We start from the raw sequence: 21374 nt of genomic DNA, 5'->3' as shown, positions 1-21374 counted from the left end.
AGGAGAATTCTTATGACAAAACATTATCAAGAAAAAATGAGCCTCTATTCAGAAACCTATCGTCCGCAATTTCATTTTTCCCCGAAGGAAAAGTGGCTGAATGATCCGAATGGGATGGTCTATTTTGAAGGGGAATATCATCTCTTCTTTCAATATCATCCACAAGGAACCACGTGGGGACCGATGCACTGGGGGCATGCGGTTAGTCGGGATTTGATCCATTGGGAGGAGCTGCCGATCGCTCTTTATCCTGACGAGCACGGTGCTATTTTCTCTGGAAGCGCGGTGGTGGATTGGAAGAATACCTCGGGTTTCTTTGAAAAGGGGAATGGGGGGCTGGCCGCCATTTATACAAGCGCCGACTCATATCCGGATTCCGATCGTCCAAGACAGAGGCAAAGTCTAGCCTATAGTCTTGATCATGGGAGGACGTGGGAGAAATACGAGGGGAATCCTGTCCTGTCAGATGAAGACATTACCGATTACCGGGATCCCAAAGTATTTTGGCATGAGGAATCTGAACGTTGGGTCATGGTGCTGGCGACAGGTCAGACGATTACCATTTATACGTCCCCTAACTTGATCGATTGGGAGTTTGCCAGTGAATTCGGCCAAGACGAAGGCTCCCATTCCGGAGTATGGGAATGCCCGGATCTGTTTCCACTCATGGTTGACGGTAATCCCGATCATGTGAAATGGGTGATGCTGGTGAGCATTGGTGACAATCCCGATTTCAAGGAAGGTTCAAGGACCCAGTACTTTGTTGGGGACTTTGACGGCAGGACGTTTATCAACCATCATGGTGCGGACTCCATCCTCTGGCTTGATCACGGAAGGGACAATTATGCGGGAGTGAGCTGGTCCGATATCCCTGAAAAGGACGGAAGACGAATCTATCTTGGATGGATGAACAACTGGAGATATGCAAATCAGGTTCCGACTGAAACGTGGAGAGGAGCCATGACGCTGCCTAGAGAAATGACCTTGATTTCTACTAGAGATGGTGTTCAGCTTTTACAAAAACCTGTATCCGAAATCAGCGAAATCAGAAAAGAATCAAAGGTCTCTAATGCAATAGAGTTAACGGAAGAAGCGTACTTAATAGATGTAAATCATGAATTGGTGGAAGTGAATCTGGCTGTAACGTTGGAAAAGGCAGAAGAGTTCTGTCTGACGATCCAGCATTCATCCGATGAGAAAACAAGTATTCGGTACAATCGAATCACCCACATGTTATCGGTCGATCGGACTCAGTCAGGAGAACACGAGTTTTCGGATTCATTTCCGGGAATTTCCGAATGTCCTGTGGCATTATTGGACGATACACTCAGCCTTCAGTTATTCCTGGACTCGTCTTCCTTAGAGGTATTCGCACAGGGAGGACGGGGAGTATTAACCAATCTTATCTTTCCAAAGGGAACGAATCACACCCTTTCCTTCACTGCCCTTGGAGGTGGTGCCAAGGTGGAAGAGCTCTTGGTTACCGAGCTTTCCTCTATCTGGGGAAAGGAAGTGTGAGAGCATGAATAACCCTTCGATTTTATGTATCGGTGAACTGCTCATCGATTTCTTTTGTACCGATATCAATAAAGACCTGGCACATGGTCAACACTTCTCCAAGCAAGCAGGAGGGGCTCCTGCGAATGTGTGTGCCACCATCACCACACTTGGGGGGCGCGCCAGATTCCTGAGCAAGGTAGGAAATGACCCGTTCGGCCATTTCCTAAAAAAGACCATGAACGATCTTTCCATTGATGATTCTTCCATTCTTCTTGATGAGCATCATCCTACAACCCTGGCGTTTGTATCTTTGAAAGAAGATGGGGAAAGAGATTTCGTGTTTAATCGAGGGGCGGATGCCCATCTGAACAAGGAAGAGCTTCATGAAAGCAGTTGGAGGGAATCTTCCATCATTCACTTCGGATCGGCTACCGCCTTACTGGAGGATCCCTTTAAGTCCGCGTACGTATCCTTCATCCAAACCGTCAAAGAAGCAGGGAAATTCGTCTCCTTTGACCCGAACTTCCGAGGCGATTTATGGAAAGGGAGAGAGGGGGACTTCATTGAGGTGGCGGAGCAGTGCATCAGCCAAGCAGACTTCGTCAAAGTAAGCGAAGAGGAATGTAAGATCATTTCTGGATTTGCCCATCTATCAGATGGAGTCGAACGTTTTCATAGACTGGGAGCCCATACGGTAGCCGTCACCCTTGGGAAGGATGGAACACTGATTTCAAATGGTAAGGAATCGTGTATCGTCCCAAGCATTCCCGTTCATTCCATTGATTCAACGGGAGCAGGAGACGCATTCGTTGGGGCGACACTGCATCAACTCAATCACTATCAGGATCCGGAAGCCCTCCTGGATAATTTCGAAGAATTAAAGAACGTCATTTCAACCAGCAATCGCGTAGGGGCAACTGTCTGTACAAAAATAGGAGCGATCAGCGCGATTAGGGAATTAGAGGGACGGACCTCTTCTTGATGACAGCTATAACATTCGTGCACTAGATGGATGCCTGATGCCCGGGATGGTAAAGCATAAGCTTGGTGGGGGATGCACCGTTTTTTCTGAAATCATCCTAAAAGTAGAAGCGAAAAATCGTCTCGATGCTGTCATAGGAGGAGCATGGGGACGGTTCTGTTGCTTCTTTTTGGCGTAAAAAGGAAGCACGAGAACCGTCCCCGCGCTTCCCCTATGCAGAATGGGAACATTCGTGATATACTTATATTCGAAAAATGAGCTTTTCATTTTTCTCTGAGACGTGGATACATGATGATACTTTAAATCAATATGAGAGAGCTGATGAATGAACAATGATTAACTAATCTATATTTTATTTGAATCGAATAAACGTTCGAACATGTAAGTATAGGATTAGTCTGTTCATTTTTATAAACTTGTTTATGTCTTACTGGTTATGGCAATATTTTCATACCATGAAAGACGTATCCAATATGAGTGTATGACGATCCTTCCAATAACGATTGGGGGATTTTTTTGTTCTCTCAAAGATGCGAAGTATACTTTTCATAACTCTATCCACACTCTAATAGGTAAAGGAGAGATGAGATGAGTACCGACACAATTGTTGTGCATGATCCACTCCGTATAAGTCGTTCCTGTCCATCAAACTTATGCGGAGTAAAATAGATTCGATGGATGAGTCGACTTTGTATATTAGGAATGTGTATATATACAAAGGAGGAATTATGATGTCAATGATTCAAGTGCAAGACCTGACTTTTTCTTATCCGAGCAGCTTTGATCCTATTTTCGAAAATGTGAACTTCCAAATAGATACAGATTGGAAGCTTGGATTTATCGGTCGAAATGGAAGAGGGAAGACCACATTTTTTCATTTGTTATTAGGAAATTACGAGTATAGCGGGAAAATCAATTCTTCGGTTGAGTTTAATTATTTTCCTTATCCGGTAGCTGATAAAAGCAAATACACTCATGAAATTTTAGAAAGTATATGCCCTCAAGTAGAAGACTGGCAGTTCCTTCGGGAGATTTCGTATTTACATGTCGATGCCGAGGTAATGTACCGTCCATTTGAGACATTATCCAATGGGGAACAAACGAAGGTGTTGCTTGCTGCACTTTTCTTAAATGAAGGCCAATTTCTGTTAATCGATGAGCCAACCAATCATTTAGACACGAATGCCCGAAAGATGGTTGCAGACTATTTAAGCAAGAAAAAAGGATTTATCTTAATTTCACATGATAGGCATGTTGTGGACGGGTGCGTTGATCACATTTTGTCTATCAATAAAACAAATATAGAAGTTCAAAGTGGAAATTATTCTTCCTGGAAGCTGAATTTTGATAGGCAACAGGAACATGAAGAAGCCACAAACGAGCGCCTGCAAAAAGACATCGGGCGGCTACAACAGTCTTCGAAACGGTCAGCAGGTTGGTCAAACCACGTGGAAGCATCCAAAGAAGGAACAACAAATTCTGGTTCTAAATTGGACAAGGGTTTTGTAGGTCATAAGGCAGCGAAGATGATGAAACGATCTAAAAACCTCGAATCAAGACAGCAAAAAGCCATTGAGGAAAAATCAAATTTGCTGAAAAATGTAGAAAAAACCGAGGCATTAAAAATAGAGCCGTTGGAACTTCATTCGAAAGAATTGGTGAGTCTGACGGATGTGTCCGTTATGTACGATGGCAAAATCGTGAATAAACCGATCAGCTTGAACATGAAACAAGGAGATCGCGTCATCCTTGATGGGAAGAATGGGAGTGGGAAAAGTAGTATTCTGAAACTGATCCTAGGGGAGCCCCTTCAGTACAGAGGGACAATGAAGGTAGGTTCGGGACTTGTTATTTCGTATGTCCATCAAGACACTTCTCATCTAAAAGGCATGTTATCTGACTTTATTGAAGAGCACCTGATAGATGAGACGTTGTTTAAATCCATTCTACGGAAAATGGACTTTGACAGGATTCAGTTTGAAAAGGACATCTCCCATTATTCTGGCGGCCAAAAGAAAAAATTGCTTATAGCGAAAAGTTTATGTGAGAAAGCCCATATATACATTTGGGATGAGCCATTAAACTTTATTGATATCTATTCACGCATGCAGATTGAAGAGCTTATTCATAGCTTCAATCCAACCATGCTTATGGTGGAGCATGATCAGGCATTCCAACAAAATGTTGCCACGAAAAAAGTATCTATGGAATGAGATACATTATAAAAGTAGGTAAGTTTCTATATTGCATACGATGAAAAACGGTGACCGGATTTCCCGGTCACCGTTTTTGTGTGAAAAGGAAGCAACAGAACCGTCCCCGCGCTTCCTGAATAAAATATCCATGATATGGATAAGTTGTTTTTAATGATGTATTTAGAGGAGCTTCCCTTTTATGGATTCTATTTTAAAGGAAATCAAGGATGTATTTGGTGGTAGCGCTGACTTTTTTATGCTGGAGCAAATCATTGATCAGAATCAAATTGTCTTGCTGGGGTTGGATAGTCTCATCGATTTGCCCAAAACGATACAATCTCTCGAGAGGCATTTTCATGAGAGTGGTGAAAGGGGATTTTTACATCAAGTTGAAGAGAAAAATGAGCAAAGTGATTTTGTTCAATCGATATTGGAAGGCAAGCTGCTCATATATATACGTAGTCAAAATGCGTTGATTCCTTATGTTGACACGGTCGGCAGGGAATTGAGCCGTGGAATCGAGCAACCTACGAATGACAATATTCTACAAGGCCCTTTACTTGCTTTCACTGAAGACCTGAACACGAATATCGGCGTGATCCGCAAAGAGATTAATTCCGTCCACTTGAATGTGACGGCCTATTCATTTGGTGAGGAGCAAAAGAAGAGCGTTTCGCTCCTATTTCGTACGGATAAAGTCCACGCGAAGCTGAAGGATGAGATTATTTCCAGAATGGAAAGGAATAAGCATTTCGAGCTAAACAATCTACAAGATATCTCGAATATGCTGGGATTTCCAAAAAGAAATGTGATCTCGAGTTTTAAAACGACTGAAATTCCTTTAGAGGTTTATAGAAGCCTGGAAAGAGGGAAGATTGTATTATTTTTAGACAGATTTCCATTCGCTCTAATCCTTCCCAATGTATTTTCAGATCTGTTTTTTCTGGAGAATGACCGAAACTATTCATATCCGATCATGTTCGCCAAGAGACTGCTTAGAATAACGGGAGCTCTTATTTCCGTGATTCTTCCTGGATTATATGTAGCATTGGTTTCAGTGAATCCGGAAATGCTCAGAATAGAATTAGCATTATCGGTTGCTCAGTCTCGAGAAGGGGTCCCGTATCCTGCATTTATAGAGACGATGTTAATGCTCCTTATTCTTGAGTTAATATTGGAGGCAAGTTTAAGGCTTCCAAAAAGCGTTGGCCCAACGATTACCATGGTAGGAGGGATCATCTTAGGACAGGCGGTTGTAGAGGCAAGATTAGTCAGTAATCTGCTTATCATCATTTTAGCTGCGACAACGATCGCCAATTCGACCATCATAGGCTTCGCCAATTCCCTATTTATTCGAATCTTTAAATACCTCCTATTGATACTTTCCGCCATATTTGGTGTATTTGGATTGTTTGCAGGCATATTTTTTGTATCCGCCTATCTAGCCGGTTTTAACACGTTAGGGATGCCTTACATTACGATGAAAGGGGAAAGTAATAGTGGATAGAAGCTTGTATGTCAGTATATTGTACATATTAACTCATGTTGGACTCATCCTTTTCTTGTACCCGGCCAATATTATTATGAGTACAACTCAAGGACACTGGATTCCAATAATGATTGGAGTCTCTATCCATTTCATCTTACTCTATTTATTGTTGAAGGGAATCAGTCATTTCCCTGACAAAGATATCATTACGATTTACAAGGACAAAGGAAAGGTTCTCACCTTTATGATTCTTGCGCCAACTTTCATTTACTTTCTCATGGCAAACATCATTTCTGTGCGTGCCTATTCAGAGATTGTTTCCATCGTTTTTCTTTCAAAGACTCCTCTATGGGCGATTATGGCTCTTATCATGACGGTTGCATGTTACTTAGCTCTCAAGGGGATTGAAGGGATTATGAGAACCGGCTACTTAATCTTCCTGCTGTTGTTTCCGATCCTTTGTTTTATTATGATTTCCTCTTTTCAAAATGTGGATTGGCGCTATATCTATCCCCTTTTACCCAATGATTTCTCCTTTTTAACCAAATCATCTTATTTAAAAAGCTACTTTGCCATTGGTGGCTCTTTTCTGTTTCTGGGCTTTATTCACCCATTCGTTCCGTTTAAAGGAAGAAAGATTATGTGGGCAGGAATCGTTTTAATCCCCATCTTTCTGCTATCTGTTTATGTACCGGTTCTTACTTTCGGACAAGCAACGACTTCCCATTTTATTTTTCCCTTTGTCATGACGGTAGACGCTATTCACTTAACCTGGATTATGTTTGATCGGTTAACGGTGTTCTTCTTACTTAGCGTCGTCATTTTCACCCTCCTGTACATTTCATTAGTATTGTGGATGCTAGACAGAATCATTCGCAAGTGTCTATGGCCAAGTGCCAAGTCGTCTTTGCTGATTATTGGACTATCTATATTTATCTATTTGGTGTGCTTATGGATTCATAATTGGAATGGTGTGGAAATGCTGTTCAAGTGGAATACGATCATACGATTCTTCGTCATCTTTGGTGTCCCAACCTCAATCTATTTCCTTGGTGTGAAAGAAAGAAGGGGGGAGAGTATGTGAAGAAGAAAAACGTAAGGATGTGGGTATTACTCTTGTTACCCATTGTGTTAGTAAGCGGATGCTGGGATAACAGGGATATTAACCATCGGGTCATGCCTGTTGTGTTGGGAGTTTCGAAGGATATGGAAAAATATAAAGTCTACTTGCAAATCCCGGAACCTCAAAATGGTACCATTAGGACCCGGGTGGTGATCGGGTATGGTGAAACGATCAATGAAGCGGTGGAGAAGATAAGTACCAACATAGAACAAGATGTGGATTTATTACATGTAAAGGTGATTGTATTGGAGAGACGATTAGCGGAAGAAGGGGTGGAAGACCTGATTTCAGGAATCATGAGGTCAAGAGATGTGTCTGCCAAAGCGCTCGTTGCCATATGTGATGACAATATAGAGGATTTCTTTGCCAGCATGGAAAAGGATACTCCCCCCAGCGGCACCAGTCTCTTCGGTTTTTTTGAAAAAAATGCTGGATGGGATCCGGAAATTGCCTTAACAAGGGTGTGGCAAATTTACAGGAGTATCCATTCCTACACAAGAGATGTTGCCGTACCTCTTCTTCGACGTGGAGACACTACCCTGGTAGAGTACAAAGGGGCGGGGGTAATCAAAAACGGAAGAATGGTAGAAGAAATCAGTCCCGATGAAACGTTATTATATAATGCATTTAATGGGGAAAGTACTCAAGGGAGAGTAGAAGTAACCAATGTAGGAAGTGTATTAATTCTTGACGACTCGATGTCTCACAAGAGTACCTTCACTCATGATCGGCCATCTTTAGTAACCCACATGAACTTTGTTGTCATGGTATTGGAAACAAAAGGGAAACCTTCAGAAAAAGAAATAAAAGAGGATTTTGAAAAAATTGTGACGAACAGATTTGAACAAATGTTCACCAAACTACAAAAGTCCGAAGCCGATATTTTGGGATTGGGTCAAATGTTTCGAAAAGAAATACCCCGACAAAACTTAAAAAATTGGCGTTCACAGTATTACCCTGAACTGAATGCATCATTTATCATCCATGTAGATATTCAAAACACAGGAAACTTGAAACTGACCAATGATTAGGGAAGCATGGGGAAGCATGGGGACGGTTCTGCTGCTTCGTTTTTGACCAAACAGGAAGCACGGGAACCGTCCCCATGCTTTTTTTTGTCTTAAATAGGTTATTGGTCTTAACGGTGACTTTCAAGAGACTGGGCGTTATCAGTGAGGAGATGAATGGAAAAATGAACATTCGGAAGCAAAAGAACCGTCCCCATGCTTCCAAATGGGGGGAATTTGGTAGGGTGATTGTCCCGGTTTTTTTGATTGGTGCTTTTGTGATGAGTTGAAAACCTTGTCAGTATCATATCGCTTGATGATGCTGACATGTTCGCTTTGTTTTGATTTGGGAAAGTCCTTTTTATAGAGGGGTTTTGCCATGTTAACTCTAATTGGTAGGTATGCTCATAGTTTGCTAATTCCTGAGTATTCAAGATTATTTTCAAAGGTGGTGAAAATCGTTTTTTTTAAATGGAGTTCAAAGGAACATATAAGGCTTAGTCGCAGGCTCTAATGAAAATAATGGACTGATGGGGGAAAACAATGAAACGGAGAAAGAAAATCGTAAAGGTGTCTGTGTTAGCGGTTAGTGCCATGTTATTAAATCCTATTGACGGTATAACAAACTCTGAAGCGGAGGCACACACCGGTATAAATCGAGAACAAACTCAACAAATGTCAGAGGCAGCCAATCTTGTTCACGGGGAAACAACAGCAAGGATCAACCAGTTTCTGAAAGAGTTAACGCCCGAGCAAAGAAAAGCACTCCAGGATTTGAATACAACGAGTAAACCCGAAATAAATATCTCACCTGAGACGAAGCTGGATAGTTCAAAAGAAATATCCGTTATTGTCGAGTTTAAGCAGCATACAGCAAACACTGCCATCATGCTGGAAAAGCTTAAGGGAAGATCCTTAACACAAGAAGATGCGAACAAAAAGATAGAAGCATCCCATGAACAATTTAATAAGGACTTATCTCACCTAAAGGTAAAGCATAAAGTAAGTGATACATTTACGGAAGCATTCAATGGTGTTGCCATAACCCTACCTGCGGATCAGGTAGAAACCTTACTTCAATCTGAAGAAGTTAAAAGCGTTTACGAAAATAAACAAGTACAGTTAATCGAACCAACTCAAGAAAATACGAATACGTCCCCTTATAGTGGGAAAACCCCTCAAGAAATAATGGGGGTAGACAAACTCCATGAAGAAGGTTTAACTGGGAAAAACATCAAAGTGGGTGTGATTGATACTGGAATTGATTATAACCATCCAGATTTGAAAGATGCTTACGCAGGTGGATATGACCTTGTAGATGATGATAATGATCCAATGGAAACGACTTATGAAGATTGGATCAAAGCCGGGAAGCCAGGCGGGAATGCTTCGAATTATATTACCTTTCATGGTACCCACGTTTCCGGTATCCTTGCAGGACAGGGGAAAGCAGAATCAGCCTATGCAACTAAAGGGGTGGCACCAGATGCGGACCTTTATGTATATAGAGTTCTTGGTCCACATGGGACTGGTTCAACGGGAGATATTTTAGCTGGTATTGAGAGATCAGTGAAGGACGAAATGGATGTTATGAACTTGTCGCTTGGGGCTAATTCTAACGATCCATACTCCCCTTTAGCGATTGGGATCAATAATGCAGTATTATCAGGTATTACGTGTATTCTGGCCGCAGGTAATGAAGGGGGAGGACAGTATACTCTTGGAACTCCTGCCGCTTCAGCACTTGGGATTACCGTTGGTTCGAGTAATCCAGAAGTTGCAGAGTTCAATTATACAGGAACATTTAAAAGCAGCCGTACAGAAGTAGATTCGGAAATTCGTTATTCTACACATGGCTATGGTGAGGACGCCAGGACATTAGAAGGAAAAACATTTGATATAGTCGATGCAGGTAAAGGACTGGAAACTGATTTCAATCGTGTAGACGTATCGGGGAAAATTGCCCTGGTTTCAACCGGGACGAATCGGACGTATGAAAAAGTAAGGTTAGCCAAACAGCATGGAGCGGCAGCTGTATTTATATACGGTACTTATAACGGATTCATCGGAGATAAAATAGCTGTCTCCACAGATAATACGTATGCTTATATTCTTAATGGCGAGCAAGGAAAAGCGTTTAAAGAATTGTTACAGAACGAAACGGCACACTATACATTTAAAGAACCTGAAAAAAATGTGATATACCCGGAGGACACCATTTCCTATTTCAGCTCCCGTGGACCTGCGCTATTTACGTATGATATTAAGCCAGAAGTGACAGCACCGGGACTTGATATTATGTCGACGGTTCCTCCTTATTTACGCGGTGAGAAATATGAAGGACAGTACGAATACGGTTATGCCCGATTATCAGGGACCTCTATGGCATCTCCGCAAGTAGCGGGCGTGGCAGCGTTAATGCTTGAAAAAAATCCAAAAGCCACACCATCTGATATTAAAACATCTTTGATGAATACGGCAGATGAAATGGCAGAAGAGTACAGTGTTTTTGATGTGGGAGCCGGCCGTATCGATGCGTATGAAGCGATTCATTCAGATATGAATTTTCAGGTGATGGATGAGACGAAAAACTTCCTAAATGGTGAGGAAATTCTGATCGATGAGCTGACAGGGAGTATGAGCTTTAGTTTGCAGCATGAAGATGATTCACTTAGAGATCAACGAACAATCATGATGAATAATTCCAGTAAAGAAACGAAAACGTTTATTGGAAGTGTAAAGTTTACAAAGCATTCCCTTGACGCTTCCAAAAATGGAATACAGCTGACCTTTGATCACGATATGAAAGTAAAGGCCGGGAAGAAAAAGAAAACCAATGTTTTCTTGAACGTGCCTAAGACAGCTGAAGACGGTTACTATGAAGGGTATATCCGTTACGTGAACAAGGAAGATTCGACAGAGGAATATCGTATACCTTTCAGTATTCGAAAGGTGAAAGATGGGGTTGAATATCTGGAAACGAGCTCGGGAATTACAACCATCAATAACGGGAATTTAAATTACAGCAGTTTAGCATCAGCTAGTCTGAAATTAAATTCTTATATGCGCTCACTTGATATTTTCTTAGCGGATGCAAACTCTAAAGATATCGGATATATTGGCTATTACGCAGGAACTGAAATGCCTGAAGGGAAAGAGATTAAACTAAACCCTTTCTTCAAGGGGGATTATTATCCTCTTGGAGTCACATCCGAACAAGTTGAAGCCATGGAACCCGTCCAAGTAAAGCCGGGTACGTATAAGGTGAAGTTTGTCTTTACGAGAGAAAATGGAAAACAAATCATGATTGAAAAGCCGATTTCCGTTGATAATTCAAATCCTGAATTGACTACCAATCTGGCTGGAGGCGTCATTGAAGTAAATTCTGATGATTCAAATCCGGTGATTGATATCAAAGGGAATGTAATGGATCAAGCAATACTTGATTTGAAAGCTGCTGGTTCCGACGTCACTCAAGCAAATAATACGGTCTATTATCGTTACAACACTAATTACCCATCCCGAATACCAGTTGACGCGGAAGGGAATTTTCATTTCGTCAGAAGCACGATCCCCAGCCACTTAAACGTACTGCCTGTTGAATTTTACTCAACAGATCATGTGGGGAATAAATCTGCTTCCTTGCAGTACTATTTTGTTAAAGAAGGTTCACCATATGTGACAACTACCCCACGCCAGAAAGAAGTGACGCAAGGTGAAACGGTCACATTCGATGTAAATGCTGCGAATCAAGGCGTATTTAAAAAAGCAGAACTGGAATTCAAATACGACCCGAAAGTTCTTTCCTTTACAGAAATTGCTTTAGTAGAAACAATGAAGGATCACTTCGATGCAGAAGTGACGAATGAAAATGGTACGATTAAGGTGACATTACAAGCTAAGGATACAACATGGAATGCCGAAGATGTACTCTCTCTCCTTCAATTAAAAGCAGAAGTGAAAACGGATCACTATATGAATGACTATGCAAAAGTGTCACTAACAAAAGCCGATTTCACAAACTTATCTGATGTGAAAACAACAAGTGGACGAATTGATCCATCATTCAACATACATGCTGCGAATTCTTACATTTTAGGGACCATGAATGGAGAAGCAGTGTATGAATTATCCGCATCCGGTCCTGTACAGCTATTTGATTATTCCACAATGGGTGCGACAGTCAAGGTGATGGATGAGGACGGAAATCAATATCCGGGGAACGTAATGGAAGAGCCTACTTTTGAAGTGAAATTACTGCCTTCGACTAGAGAACCATTAACATTACTATTTGATATACCCGGTCATTTCACCGTACAAAAGTCCTTCTATGTCGGATTAGATGGTCATGTAGGTGAAAAGAAATTTATAGATAAAAAGGCAGCCATTGCGGGAGATGTGAACAAAGACCATGTAATCGATATTCTTGATGCGACCTACCTGGAAGAACATTGGGGTACGAACGACCGCAAAGGAGATATCAACTTTGACGGTACAATTGATTTGGTCGACATGAACTATATCAAACAAAACTTCCTAAAAGAAAATCCAACAATCCCACATGAAAACCAACCGAAATCAACCGAGAATGGGAAAACATTAGAAAGCATCATGGAAGGTCTGAATTAAGAGAAAGCAAGGGGACGGTTCTCTTGCTTCGTGACGGGCGACAGTTTAGTAATGACACAAAAGAGATTGGTATCTTACTAACCAATAGCTTTTGTGTCATTTTTTTCATTATTAATGTACTAATAGTAGAAGGCTCATTCATACATGGTCCAATACCTTCCTAGTAAATGACATAAAGTAGTTCAGTATTAGACCACTTAAGCAAACGATTAATAAAGTTCCAACGCCAATGGGTCCTTTAATAATCAAGGCCATTAGTAAGAAGATGAGGTAAATGAACGTTCTCGAATAAAATAGATTGGTTCTCGTTAATTCCTGTATGATTAGCGTTAATCGGTCAACCGGGATCGGTGCGATATTTGTGTGTAGGTATAGGGCAGTACCTAATTCTATCGCTATTAAGCCGATTCCAAAGTAAATAACCTTGCTGTACCATAGTTCAGGTATGAACAAATTTTCTAATAGAATGAGCCACATATCGATACTAATCCCCGTTATACATGCTGTTAACAACCCCAAAATTTCTGGTTTTTGCTTTTTTAGAAACGAGTTACACCCTATTACGATCAAAGCAATGATGATTTCCCAGGTTCCCACCGTAAACCCCACGTGGTTAGCGAGTCCTACCAAAAGTGCGTCAAAAGGGGAAGTGCCAAGGTCCGATTGTATCGTGAAAGAAATGCCAAGGGTTAATAGCAAAATTCCTACTACATAAAAGAAAAACGTCACATTCATCTATCCCTTCATTGGTTTTTGTTGCAAATACAACAAAAATAAGATAAATTAAGTGTAGAGGATTACATGTTGTATTTGCAACAAAAATGTATGTTGAGGGGGTTGAATATGAAAGAAATACTCCGTGAAATTGGAATGATCGCAAGGGCATTAGATTCAATCAGTAATATAGAATTCAAAGAATATGACCTTACGAGAGGGCAGTATTTATATCTCGTGCGAATCTGTGAAAGCCCGGGAATCATTCAAGAGAAGGTAGCTGAGCTGATAAAAGTAGATCGAACTACAGCAGCACGTTCTATTAAAAAACTTGAAATGAATGGCTTTATTGAGAAGAAAGAAGACGAACAGAACAAAAAAATAAAAAAACTCTTTCCAACTGAGAAAGGGAAAAAGATTTTTCCTTTTATTAAAAAAGAAAATGAACATTCCAATGCTGTTGCCTTAGAGGGTTTATCCGAAGAAGAAATTGATACCATCTTCCATCTTCTTCTAAGAGTAAGAAAAAATATAGAAAAAGACTGGGATTTTGTTAAAAAAGGAAACAAGAGAAGCTATTGAGTATAGAGAGGAGCAAAAGGTTAAATGAAAATAAATTTGATAAGATGTGCTCAGGAAGATTCACAAATCCTTCAAGAAATTAGTTATGAAACATTTAAGGAGACATTTGAGGATCAGAATTCCCCAGAAAATATGAAAGCCTATTTGGAGGAGGCATTTAACATAGAGCAAGTAGAAAATGAGTTAGCCAATCCTTCATCGCATTTCTTTTTTGTTTCTTTTTATGATGAGGTGGCTGGATATGTAAAGGTGAATACTGGGGATGCTCAATCTGAAGAAATGGATCATGACTCTCTTGAGATCGAGCGTATTTATATTAAAAAAAAATGTCAAAAGCATGGACTCGGTCAATATCTGTTTAATAAAGCTATGGATATTGCTTTGGAACAGAATAAAAAGAAGATCTGGCTGGGTGTATGGGAAAAAAATGAAAATGCCATTTCTTTCTACAAAAAATTGGGGTTTGTTCAAACGGGAGAGCACTCTTTTTTTATGGGAGATGAAGAACAAACGGATTTAATAATGGTTAAAAGACTCTAATAATAAGGGAAGAGGTGGATGAGGATGTATATCCCAAATCATTTTAAAGTCACAGAATTCGATGAAATCAGAGATTTTATTCAGAGGAACTCTTTTGGAACGATCGTAACGACAGAGCAAGGAAAACCTATAGCCACTCACGTACCTTTGGAATTGCATAAACAAGGGGATGACTACTATCTCACCGGCCATTTGGCTTATGGGAATCCTCAGTGGAAAACGTTCGGGGATGATCCTGTTCTTGTTATGTATCAAGGCCCCCATGCTTACATTTCATCCTCGTGGTACAAGTCTGAAAATGTGCCCACGTGGAATTATCAAGCTGTCCATGTATATGGAACGGCCAGTCTCATGAGTGAACAAGAATTGAAGGAAGACCTGAAATCCCTATTGCAAAAATATGAACAACACCGTGAAAATGCAGCATTATGGGAGAAACTATCTTCAAAAGCCAAAAAACAAATCAAAGGCATTGTGGGCTTTAAAGTGAAGGTGGAAGAAGTTCAAGCAGCATACAAATTAAGTCAAAATCGAAGTGAAGAGGACTATGACAACATCATTGCCAAGCTATATGAAGAGAAAGATGTAAACTCCCGACAAATAGCTGAAGTGATGAAAGAAAGAAAAACGAAGTGAGTCTTCCAGGAAGCAAGGGGACGGTTCTCCTGCTTCTTACCGAAAAGGGAAGCAGAAGAACCGTCCCCTTGCTTCAATGTTGTCTTTCTAAAGCCAATTTCAGACCAAAGCCAATTAATACAATTCCCGTAGCTTTCTCCATCATACTTTGAACCTTTGGAGTCATGAGCCATTTTCGCAGATAATGAATGAAAAGGACATATACAATAAACCAGAGAATGGACAATAACGTATAGATTATTCCCATTAGAATAAGTTGTTTTGCTGCGTGAGATGGTGTGTTTACGAATTGAGGTAAAAATGTTAGAAAAAAGATTGCCACCTTAGGGTTCAACACATTTGAAAAGAACCCCTGCTTAAAGGCTGATCCCTTCGCTTGTATCTCTTTTAATCCCTGTTCTTTATTTTTCCCTTTTGATATAAATGATGAGACGCCTAGATAAATTAAATAGGCAGATCCAATGTATTTTACTATTTCAAAGGCAAAAGCAGATTTCATCAAAACGGCTGAAAGTCCAAAGGCAGCTGCAAATGTATGAACGAGGGCACCAGCTGTGATCCCAACGGCCATTTGAAAACCATCCCTTTTTCCAGCTGATATCGTCCTCCTTGTTATTAAGGCGGTATCAATTCCAGGGCTCATCACGACGAACAAAGAAAGTACGATAAAAGTAAAAAAGTCATTCATCATTTTGCTCCTCCTTACGATTCGAATTGGCTTATGATAAAATATCACTTAACTAAAGTAAATTTATTTTAACACAGCTAAAAGAAATAAGTTAAGTAATATTTTAAGAAATTAAATTTAATTTAACGGAGTGTATAATGGAAAAGATCAATATAGGCAAAAAAGTTGAACAGTATAGGAAATCAAATGATTTAAGTATTCGAGAATTAGCGAACACAGCTGACATCACCCCTTCTATGTTAAGTCAGATTGAACGGGGGATCGCCAATCCCTCTATTCAAACTCTTAAGGTCTTAGCTAAAGTCCTAAATGTCCCTACATTCAGTTTTCTGCTGGAAGAGGTGAATACAGAAGAATTAGTCGTTCGCTCAAAGAATAGAAGGAGAATGGTGATTGATCATTTGTCATATGAATTAGTGTCACCTGATATTTCTGGAAAGCTTGCCACAGCTATTATGACCTTCCCTCCAGATAGTGCATCATCGGAAAAGCCCTTAGAACACAAAGGGGAAGAAGTTGCATTTGTCTTAGCAGGGAAAATAAGAATTCATTTAGACGGAGAAGAATATGTCCTTGAAATGGAGGATAGTGTGAAAATCCCTTCACATATGAAGCATCGGTGGATCAATGATTATAGTACAGAAGCAACGATTCTTTTCTCAGTTACTCCTCCCTCGTTTTAGGCAGGGGAAGCATGGGGACGGTTCTGCTGCTTCGTTTTGACTTTAAAGGAAGCACGAGAACCGTCCCCGTGCTTCTCATCGGTTTATGTATTTCCTTCGGGATAGAGGAGAGGGGACTCAAAGGTGTGAAGAAATAACAAATGAAAGAAGAAAGAGAAGGATCCTTTTTAGGAATAATTAAAAAATCACTTTATTCTCAAACCACTCGAATTCTATTTGAGATTCAGCAGGGGAGTGACTGTATAAAAAGAACATTGCATTCGTTCCTGGCTCTATTATTAATCGACCGTCAACTCTGAAACCCAGCCCGGTAGTTTGTGGACTTAGCGCCCTGGTACCGATAATCTTCCCCCCAGAAAATGAACCTGAAACATTAGGATTAAAGAGAATTCGTCCTACTGGTTTATGATTGGAACCCAATTTCAGAACATTCACCTCTGATGATAGAATGGGGGTTCCAGGCGGTTCAGCATTAACAACAAAATCTGCTCTCACTAGTTTAGTTGAAAAGTTTGTTAAAGCAAAAAAAGATACAAATAAATTCACTTTGGAATGCAAAGGATTTACAAGCTGAGCCCATGCGTTCTTACTAGCACTCGTTTCTAATACCCCGGAAGTTCCAGCAAACAACCTTCCTTTTGTACTTTGAAAGACAGGGTTAATAATATCTATGCTTGGCTTTTTTTCCAAGTTAAGTTCGCCTCCCTATAAGTTTACTTTTTATCATATATATACTTTTGAGTAGTCGATATGCCTATATCCCCAGTTTTTATAGGGTAAGCTATAGAGTTAACTGAATCTTTAGGTTAAAAAGTATTTCTTGTAATGGGGAAATCCTTTTTGTTTTTGGGAAAATATCTTATAGCAATAATAGAGGCAAAGGCTATTAGACTCTCTACTTCAGAAAGGATTTGTACAGCGCTTGAATGTCAACCCGGTGACAAGTTGAAATACAGAAGGAACGAAGAAACTCACGATTGATAGACTACATTTATTCCATGGCCGGGGTTCTCTTAAACTATCTCTATCTCAAAAAAATAGCCCTCTACACAAAGGCAGGGGGCTATTTTTCATCATCTTTTCATTGAAATCATGATTAACCAGCTGTAGCAATGGCACTGAAACTTTCAGGGCCCCTTCTAACAGTTCCAAGGACCGTAGCGCTAATCAATGCAGAGTATACGAGTGGTCCACTTACAGGTTTTGGTGGGTTGAAGTCTGCCCCAGAAAAGGTAATGAGTTGAGGACCAAGAATGGATAAATCTAATGCTTCTTGCGCTGTATAAACCGTAGTAAATCCTGTTTCCGCTGTTCCACGAACAATTCGAATATTAATACTGGTTGCAAGAGGCACAAGAGGTAATTGCACTGCAACAGTCCCATTAAACTGTACGCGGATCTGCCCCACTGTAGCTTTGGTTACATCGAGTCCAAGAATTCCAAATAATTCTTCACTCCCGACAAGGATGGGGGTGGTGATGCTATTGGCTAAGCTAGCATTTTGTGATGTCCGTCCATCTAAATAAATACCCAAGGTTTTTTCCTCCTTTCTGTTTTATTATTTTATTTTATGAATAATATGAAAGATTGCTTGTACTACCGCACAAATCATAGTAATAAACTAGTAGAAGTGGGATTTTTGTGTGGATTATTTCTTGATCACGGCCAGTAACGTTCGGCGGAAGGTTTTTTGAAAACCAGTTTTTCAATGTTTCGGCAGGGGCACACTTCTGAAGAAAGCTATGTAAAAGACGATCCTTAAATAGAATTACTTATTAATGTTTCTAGAAGATTATTTATTTTATGGAGTAATAAGATATATTCCAGGAGAAACAAGAAAATAAGGTGTCTAAAAATGGAAGTAATCGTATGGGAATGATTAAAGGATATGTTAATACTTTAATTTTTCTTATTGATTCTTTTTAGAGGAGCACATTCATTTTTGGAGCATGGACCTGAAATATCGGCATGTTTACAAATGAACATTCAGAAAAAAAGGATAGGAAGAACGATCATACATCATTTAAAGGAATGGTGTTATTCCAATAATCAATTTTTCGATTTGTGGTTGTTGGTATTATAATACTCCCACGAAACAAATATTGGAAAGTGGCGGTGTGGTCTCTAAAACAAAATTAGTACATATCAGAGTCTTATAGATTGTGATTGAATTTATAGCTAACCTTAAGTAGTTAAAAGTGGTTGTAAGGATTTGTTATTTTTGGAATAATTGGTAGTAGGATATTCATTCTAAAGGGGAAGTTTCATATTACTTTTTTAAATATTTAAAAATTGGGAGGGATTATGATGTCAAAAACAATATTAAATCAAATCGGGACTACATTTATTCCTGTTAAGGACATTGAAAGAGCACGCGACTGGTATTGTGACATATTAGAAATACCATCAGACGGTGAGATTTTATTTGGTCATCTCTATATATTACCTATGAACGGAACAGGTATCGTATTAGACAGCAAAAAATATTCAGAGGAAAATATCTATAAGACTCCGCCTTTTCATTTAAACACCCATAATATAGAACAAGCTTTTCAATACATGAAAAGAAAAAATGTAGAAATTACAACAGAAATTGAACATAATCATTGGTTTAATTTTAAAGATTTAGACGGCAATCATTTAATGATTTGTCAATGTTAGCTGTTTCGGGGGAAGCATGGGGACGGTTCTGTTGCTTCTTTTTGGTGTAAAAGGAAGCACAAGAACCGTCCCCGCGCTTCCCCTTGACATTCAATGAAAATTTTATTATCGTAGTAAAAAACCTACTAATATTCTCACATTCGTATAACTCCAATAATATGGTTTGGAGGTCTCTACCAGGAACCAATAAATCCTGATTACGAAGAAGATACAAGCATTTTATGTGTATTTTCTTCGTAATCAGGATTTTTTTTTTGATAAATTGAGGAGGTACAAAAATGAAAGATTATACAATGCCTAAGATTGAACTTCACTGCCATTTGGATGGGAGTGTCAGACCTGAGACGATCATTGATATTGCCAAGAGAGATGGCATAGATATCCCATCTTTTGATAAGGAAGCGATGAAAGAGGAGCTTATTGCCCCATTAGACTGCGAATCACTGGATGAATATTTGGAGAAATTCTCGATTCCTAATGCCGTTATGCAGTCAAAGGAAAATTTAAAGAGAATCACCTTTGAGCTTTATGAAGATGCAGCAAAGGAACATGTGAAATATATGGAGGTGCGGTTTGCTCCATTGCTTCATACACGAAAGGGATTATCGGTAGAAGAAATCATTGGAAGTGTAATCGGGGGAATGAAAGAGGCAGAAAGACAATTTGATATTAAAGGGAATATCATTTTGTGTTGTATGAGGACGATGTCTGCTGAAAGTGCTTTTGAAGTTGTCAAAAAGGGGAAGAGCTTCCTTGGAAAAGGAGTCGTCGCGATTGATTTATGTGCTTCAGAAGAGGAAGGATTCTGCGGGAAATTCGTTGAACCAATCGCACTGGCGAGAGAATATGGCTACAAAGTCACCATCCACGCAGGTGAAACGGGGATTGGAAGAAATGTGCTCGAGGCTGTCGAATGGCTGGGGGCAGAAAGAATCGGACACGGTGTATATATTACAGACTGTCCGGAGGCTTATCACGTTGTTAAGGATCAACAAATCGTACTTGAGGTCTGTCCAACGAGTAATGTTCAGACAAAAGCAGTGAAAAAATTCAGCGATCACCCCCTATACGATTTTCACAAAGACGGGATTAAAATCACCATTAATACCGACAACAGAACGGTTTCAAATACCACGATGACGAAGGAATGTGATTTGGTCTGGAATGAATTTGCAATGAGTGACGAGGACTATCGGGAGATTTATATGAACAGCGTGGAAGCTGCTTTTGCGAGTGATGAGGTGAAGGAAGGGTTGAAGAAGTATTTGTTAGATCGATAGAGTTGGTTGGGGCGAGACAGACTCTTTGTTCCTGACTGTCTGAGAGAAAAAAAGGGAAGCATGGGGACGGTTCTGCTGCTTCGTTTTTACCTAAACGGAAGCACGAGAACCGTCCCCGTGCTCCTTACACTTTTTGAATCATTTCAACCCGATTTCCGAAAGGGTCTCTGAATTCAAAACGCTCATATCCTGGTATCGGTATTCCTTCAAGGATTTGTATGTTTTTCTTCTCCAACACGTTTCTCCAATGAGAAATATCATCGACCTGGTAAGCTAAATGCGCTTTCGTTTTGGAACGGTCAACGCCATTTTCCGTGCCGACGTGAACCTCTCTATCTCCAACCTTTACCCAGAAGCCTCCGCGACTTTTTAGTGAATCAGGTTTTTCTACCTCAGGCAAGCCCAGAAGGCCGCAATAAAAATCTTTCCCTTCATTTTCAGTGCCTTCAGGAATGGTCAACTGCACGTGATGTAAACCGAGTATCATCTAATATCCCCCCTACTTTGTATGGACACGATTTCATTTGAAATAAATACCAATCTTAACTCTATCCTATCCCCCTGATGTTAATAAGTAAAATATGATTGTATTATGATCTGTAATAAGATTTTCTTATTTATGAGAATGTTTGACGACCATTGAAACCTTCATTACTTGACACCCG

At 40.0% G+C, this 21374-nt stretch carries 20 protein-coding genes and 1 riboswitch; of the genes, 15 read left to right on the top strand and 5 right to left on the bottom strand.

Annotated features, from left to right (window positions below; genetic code table 11):
- Positions 1-12 precede the first annotated feature (12 nt).
- The 8 genes from BAA9072_RS01805 to BAA9072_RS01770 all read left to right on the top strand — a co-directional run bounded on the left by BAA9072_RS01805 (position 13) and on the right by BAA9072_RS01770 (position 12925).
- Positions 13-1518 carry a glycoside hydrolase family 32 protein gene (locus tag BAA9072_RS01805; protein WP_230980719.1) on the top strand — a complete coding sequence of 502 codons (1506 nt, stop codon included), beginning with the start codon at positions 13-15 and terminating at the stop codon, positions 1516-1518.
- A 4-nt stretch (positions 1519-1522) separates the two neighbouring features.
- Positions 1523-2482 carry a carbohydrate kinase family protein gene (locus tag BAA9072_RS01800; RefSeq protein WP_201712963.1) on the top strand — a complete coding sequence of 320 codons (960 nt, stop codon included), beginning with the start codon at positions 1523-1525 and terminating at the stop codon, positions 2480-2482.
- 37 nt (positions 2483-2519) lie between these two features.
- Entirely contained in the window at positions 2520-2660 is a 141-nt protein-coding gene (locus BAA9072_RS01795; protein WP_201712962.1) for a hypothetical protein, read from the top strand.
- 553 nt (positions 2661-3213) lie between these two features.
- Positions 3214-4695 (top strand): Lsa family ABC-F type ribosomal protection protein, encoded by a 1482-nt coding sequence (locus BAA9072_RS01790; RefSeq protein ID WP_201713193.1) that lies wholly within the window; start codon positions 3214-3216, stop codon positions 4693-4695.
- 181 nt (positions 4696-4876) lie between these two features.
- Positions 4877-6184, top strand: coding sequence for a spore germination protein (locus BAA9072_RS01785; protein WP_201712961.1), 1308 nt, complete (start codon positions 4877-4879; stop codon positions 6182-6184).
- Positions 6177-7250, top strand: coding sequence for a GerAB/ArcD/ProY family transporter (locus BAA9072_RS01780; RefSeq protein WP_230980718.1), 1074 nt, complete (start codon positions 6177-6179; stop codon positions 7248-7250). Before BAA9072_RS01785 ends, BAA9072_RS01780 begins: the two co-directional genes overlap by 8 nt.
- Positions 7247-8320 carry a Ger(x)C family spore germination protein gene (locus BAA9072_RS01775; RefSeq protein WP_230980717.1) on the top strand — a complete coding sequence of 358 codons (1074 nt, stop codon included), beginning with the start codon at positions 7247-7249 and terminating at the stop codon, positions 8318-8320. The genes BAA9072_RS01780 and BAA9072_RS01775 overlap by 4 nt, the downstream gene beginning before the upstream one ends.
- A 519-nt stretch (positions 8321-8839) precedes the next feature.
- Positions 8840-12925 carry a S8 family serine peptidase gene (locus BAA9072_RS01770; protein WP_201712960.1) on the top strand — a complete coding sequence of 1362 codons (4086 nt, stop codon included), beginning with the start codon at positions 8840-8842 and terminating at the stop codon, positions 12923-12925.
- 138 nt (positions 12926-13063) lie between these two features.
- On the opposite strand, the gene BAA9072_RS01765 is transcribed toward BAA9072_RS01770, so the two are convergent.
- Positions 13064-13654: a YczE/YyaS/YitT family protein gene (locus BAA9072_RS01765; RefSeq protein ID WP_201713190.1), complete on the bottom strand. Its 591-nt coding sequence runs from the start codon at positions 13652-13654 to the stop codon at positions 13064-13066.
- Positions 13655-13768: 114 nt separating this feature from the next.
- On the opposite strand from BAA9072_RS01765, the gene BAA9072_RS01760 reads away from it, so the two are divergent.
- Genes BAA9072_RS01760 through BAA9072_RS01750 form a run of 3 tightly spaced genes read left to right on the top strand, consistent with a single transcriptional unit; the run spans position 13769 to position 15397 of the window.
- Positions 13769-14221: a MarR family winged helix-turn-helix transcriptional regulator gene (locus BAA9072_RS01760; protein ID WP_201712959.1), complete on the top strand. Its 453-nt coding sequence runs from the start codon at positions 13769-13771 to the stop codon at positions 14219-14221.
- A gap of 24 nt (positions 14222-14245) precedes the next feature.
- Positions 14246-14761 carry a GNAT family N-acetyltransferase gene (locus BAA9072_RS01755; protein ID WP_201712958.1) on the top strand — a complete coding sequence of 172 codons (516 nt, stop codon included), beginning with the start codon at positions 14246-14248 and terminating at the stop codon, positions 14759-14761.
- Between the two features lie 24 nt (positions 14762-14785).
- Positions 14786-15397, top strand: coding sequence for an FMN-binding negative transcriptional regulator (locus BAA9072_RS01750; RefSeq protein ID WP_201712957.1), 612 nt, complete (start codon positions 14786-14788; stop codon positions 15395-15397).
- A gap of 73 nt (positions 15398-15470) precedes the next feature.
- On the opposite strand, the gene BAA9072_RS01745 is transcribed toward BAA9072_RS01750, so the two are convergent.
- Positions 15471-16085, bottom strand: coding sequence for a LysE family translocator (locus tag BAA9072_RS01745; RefSeq protein ID WP_201713189.1), 615 nt, complete (start codon positions 16083-16085; stop codon positions 15471-15473).
- A 137-nt stretch (positions 16086-16222) separates the two neighbouring features.
- Here BAA9072_RS01745 and BAA9072_RS01740 point away from each other — a divergent pair, with 137 nt between their 5' ends.
- On the top strand, positions 16223-16768 hold the full coding sequence (locus BAA9072_RS01740; RefSeq protein WP_201712956.1) for a helix-turn-helix domain-containing protein: 546 nt from the start codon (positions 16223-16225) through the stop codon (positions 16766-16768).
- A 177-nt stretch (positions 16769-16945) separates the two neighbouring features.
- Here BAA9072_RS01740 and BAA9072_RS01735 read toward each other — a convergent pair whose 3' ends face one another.
- Positions 16946-17458: a DUF6143 family protein gene (locus tag BAA9072_RS01735; protein ID WP_201712955.1), complete on the bottom strand. Its 513-nt coding sequence runs from the start codon at positions 17456-17458 to the stop codon at positions 16946-16948.
- Positions 17459-17593: 135 nt separating this feature from the next.
- On the opposite strand from BAA9072_RS01735, the gene BAA9072_RS01730 reads away from it, so the two are divergent.
- Positions 17594-17749 (top strand): helix-turn-helix domain-containing protein, encoded by a 156-nt coding sequence (locus BAA9072_RS01730; RefSeq protein ID WP_201712954.1) that lies wholly within the window; start codon positions 17594-17596, stop codon positions 17747-17749.
- A gap of 115 nt (positions 17750-17864) precedes the next feature.
- Here the strand turns inward: BAA9072_RS01730 and BAA9072_RS01725 are convergent, their stop codons facing one another.
- Complete coding sequence (locus BAA9072_RS01725) at positions 17865-18302, bottom strand: hypothetical protein (RefSeq protein WP_201712953.1); 438 nt, start codon at positions 18300-18302, stop codon at positions 17865-17867.
- Between the two features lie 773 nt (positions 18303-19075).
- On the opposite strand from BAA9072_RS01725, the gene BAA9072_RS01720 reads away from it, so the two are divergent.
- Positions 19076-19429, top strand: coding sequence for a VOC family protein (locus BAA9072_RS01720; RefSeq protein WP_201713188.1), 354 nt, complete (start codon positions 19076-19078; stop codon positions 19427-19429).
- A 120-nt stretch (positions 19430-19549) separates the two neighbouring features.
- Positions 19550-19649, top strand: a riboswitch (purine riboswitch).
- Positions 19650-19707: 58 nt separating this feature from the next.
- On the top strand, positions 19708-20709 hold the full coding sequence (add, locus tag BAA9072_RS01715; RefSeq protein WP_201712952.1) for an adenosine deaminase: 1002 nt from the start codon (positions 19708-19710) through the stop codon (positions 20707-20709).
- 124 nt (positions 20710-20833) lie between these two features.
- Here add and BAA9072_RS01710 read toward each other — a convergent pair whose 3' ends face one another.
- Positions 20834-21196 (bottom strand): VOC family protein, encoded by a 363-nt coding sequence (locus BAA9072_RS01710; protein WP_201712951.1) that lies wholly within the window; start codon positions 21194-21196, stop codon positions 20834-20836.
- Positions 21197-21374: the final 178 nt, after the last annotated feature.

Origin of the sequence: Rossellomorea arthrocnemi, from assembly GCF_904424705.1 — a bacterium.
In the GTDB taxonomy this organism is placed as follows: domain Bacteria; phylum Bacillota; class Bacilli; order Bacillales; family Bacillaceae_B; genus Rossellomorea; species Rossellomorea arthrocnemi.
The sequence above is the reverse complement of the archived record's forward strand: the minus strand, read 5'-3'. Positions and strand labels throughout refer to the sequence as shown.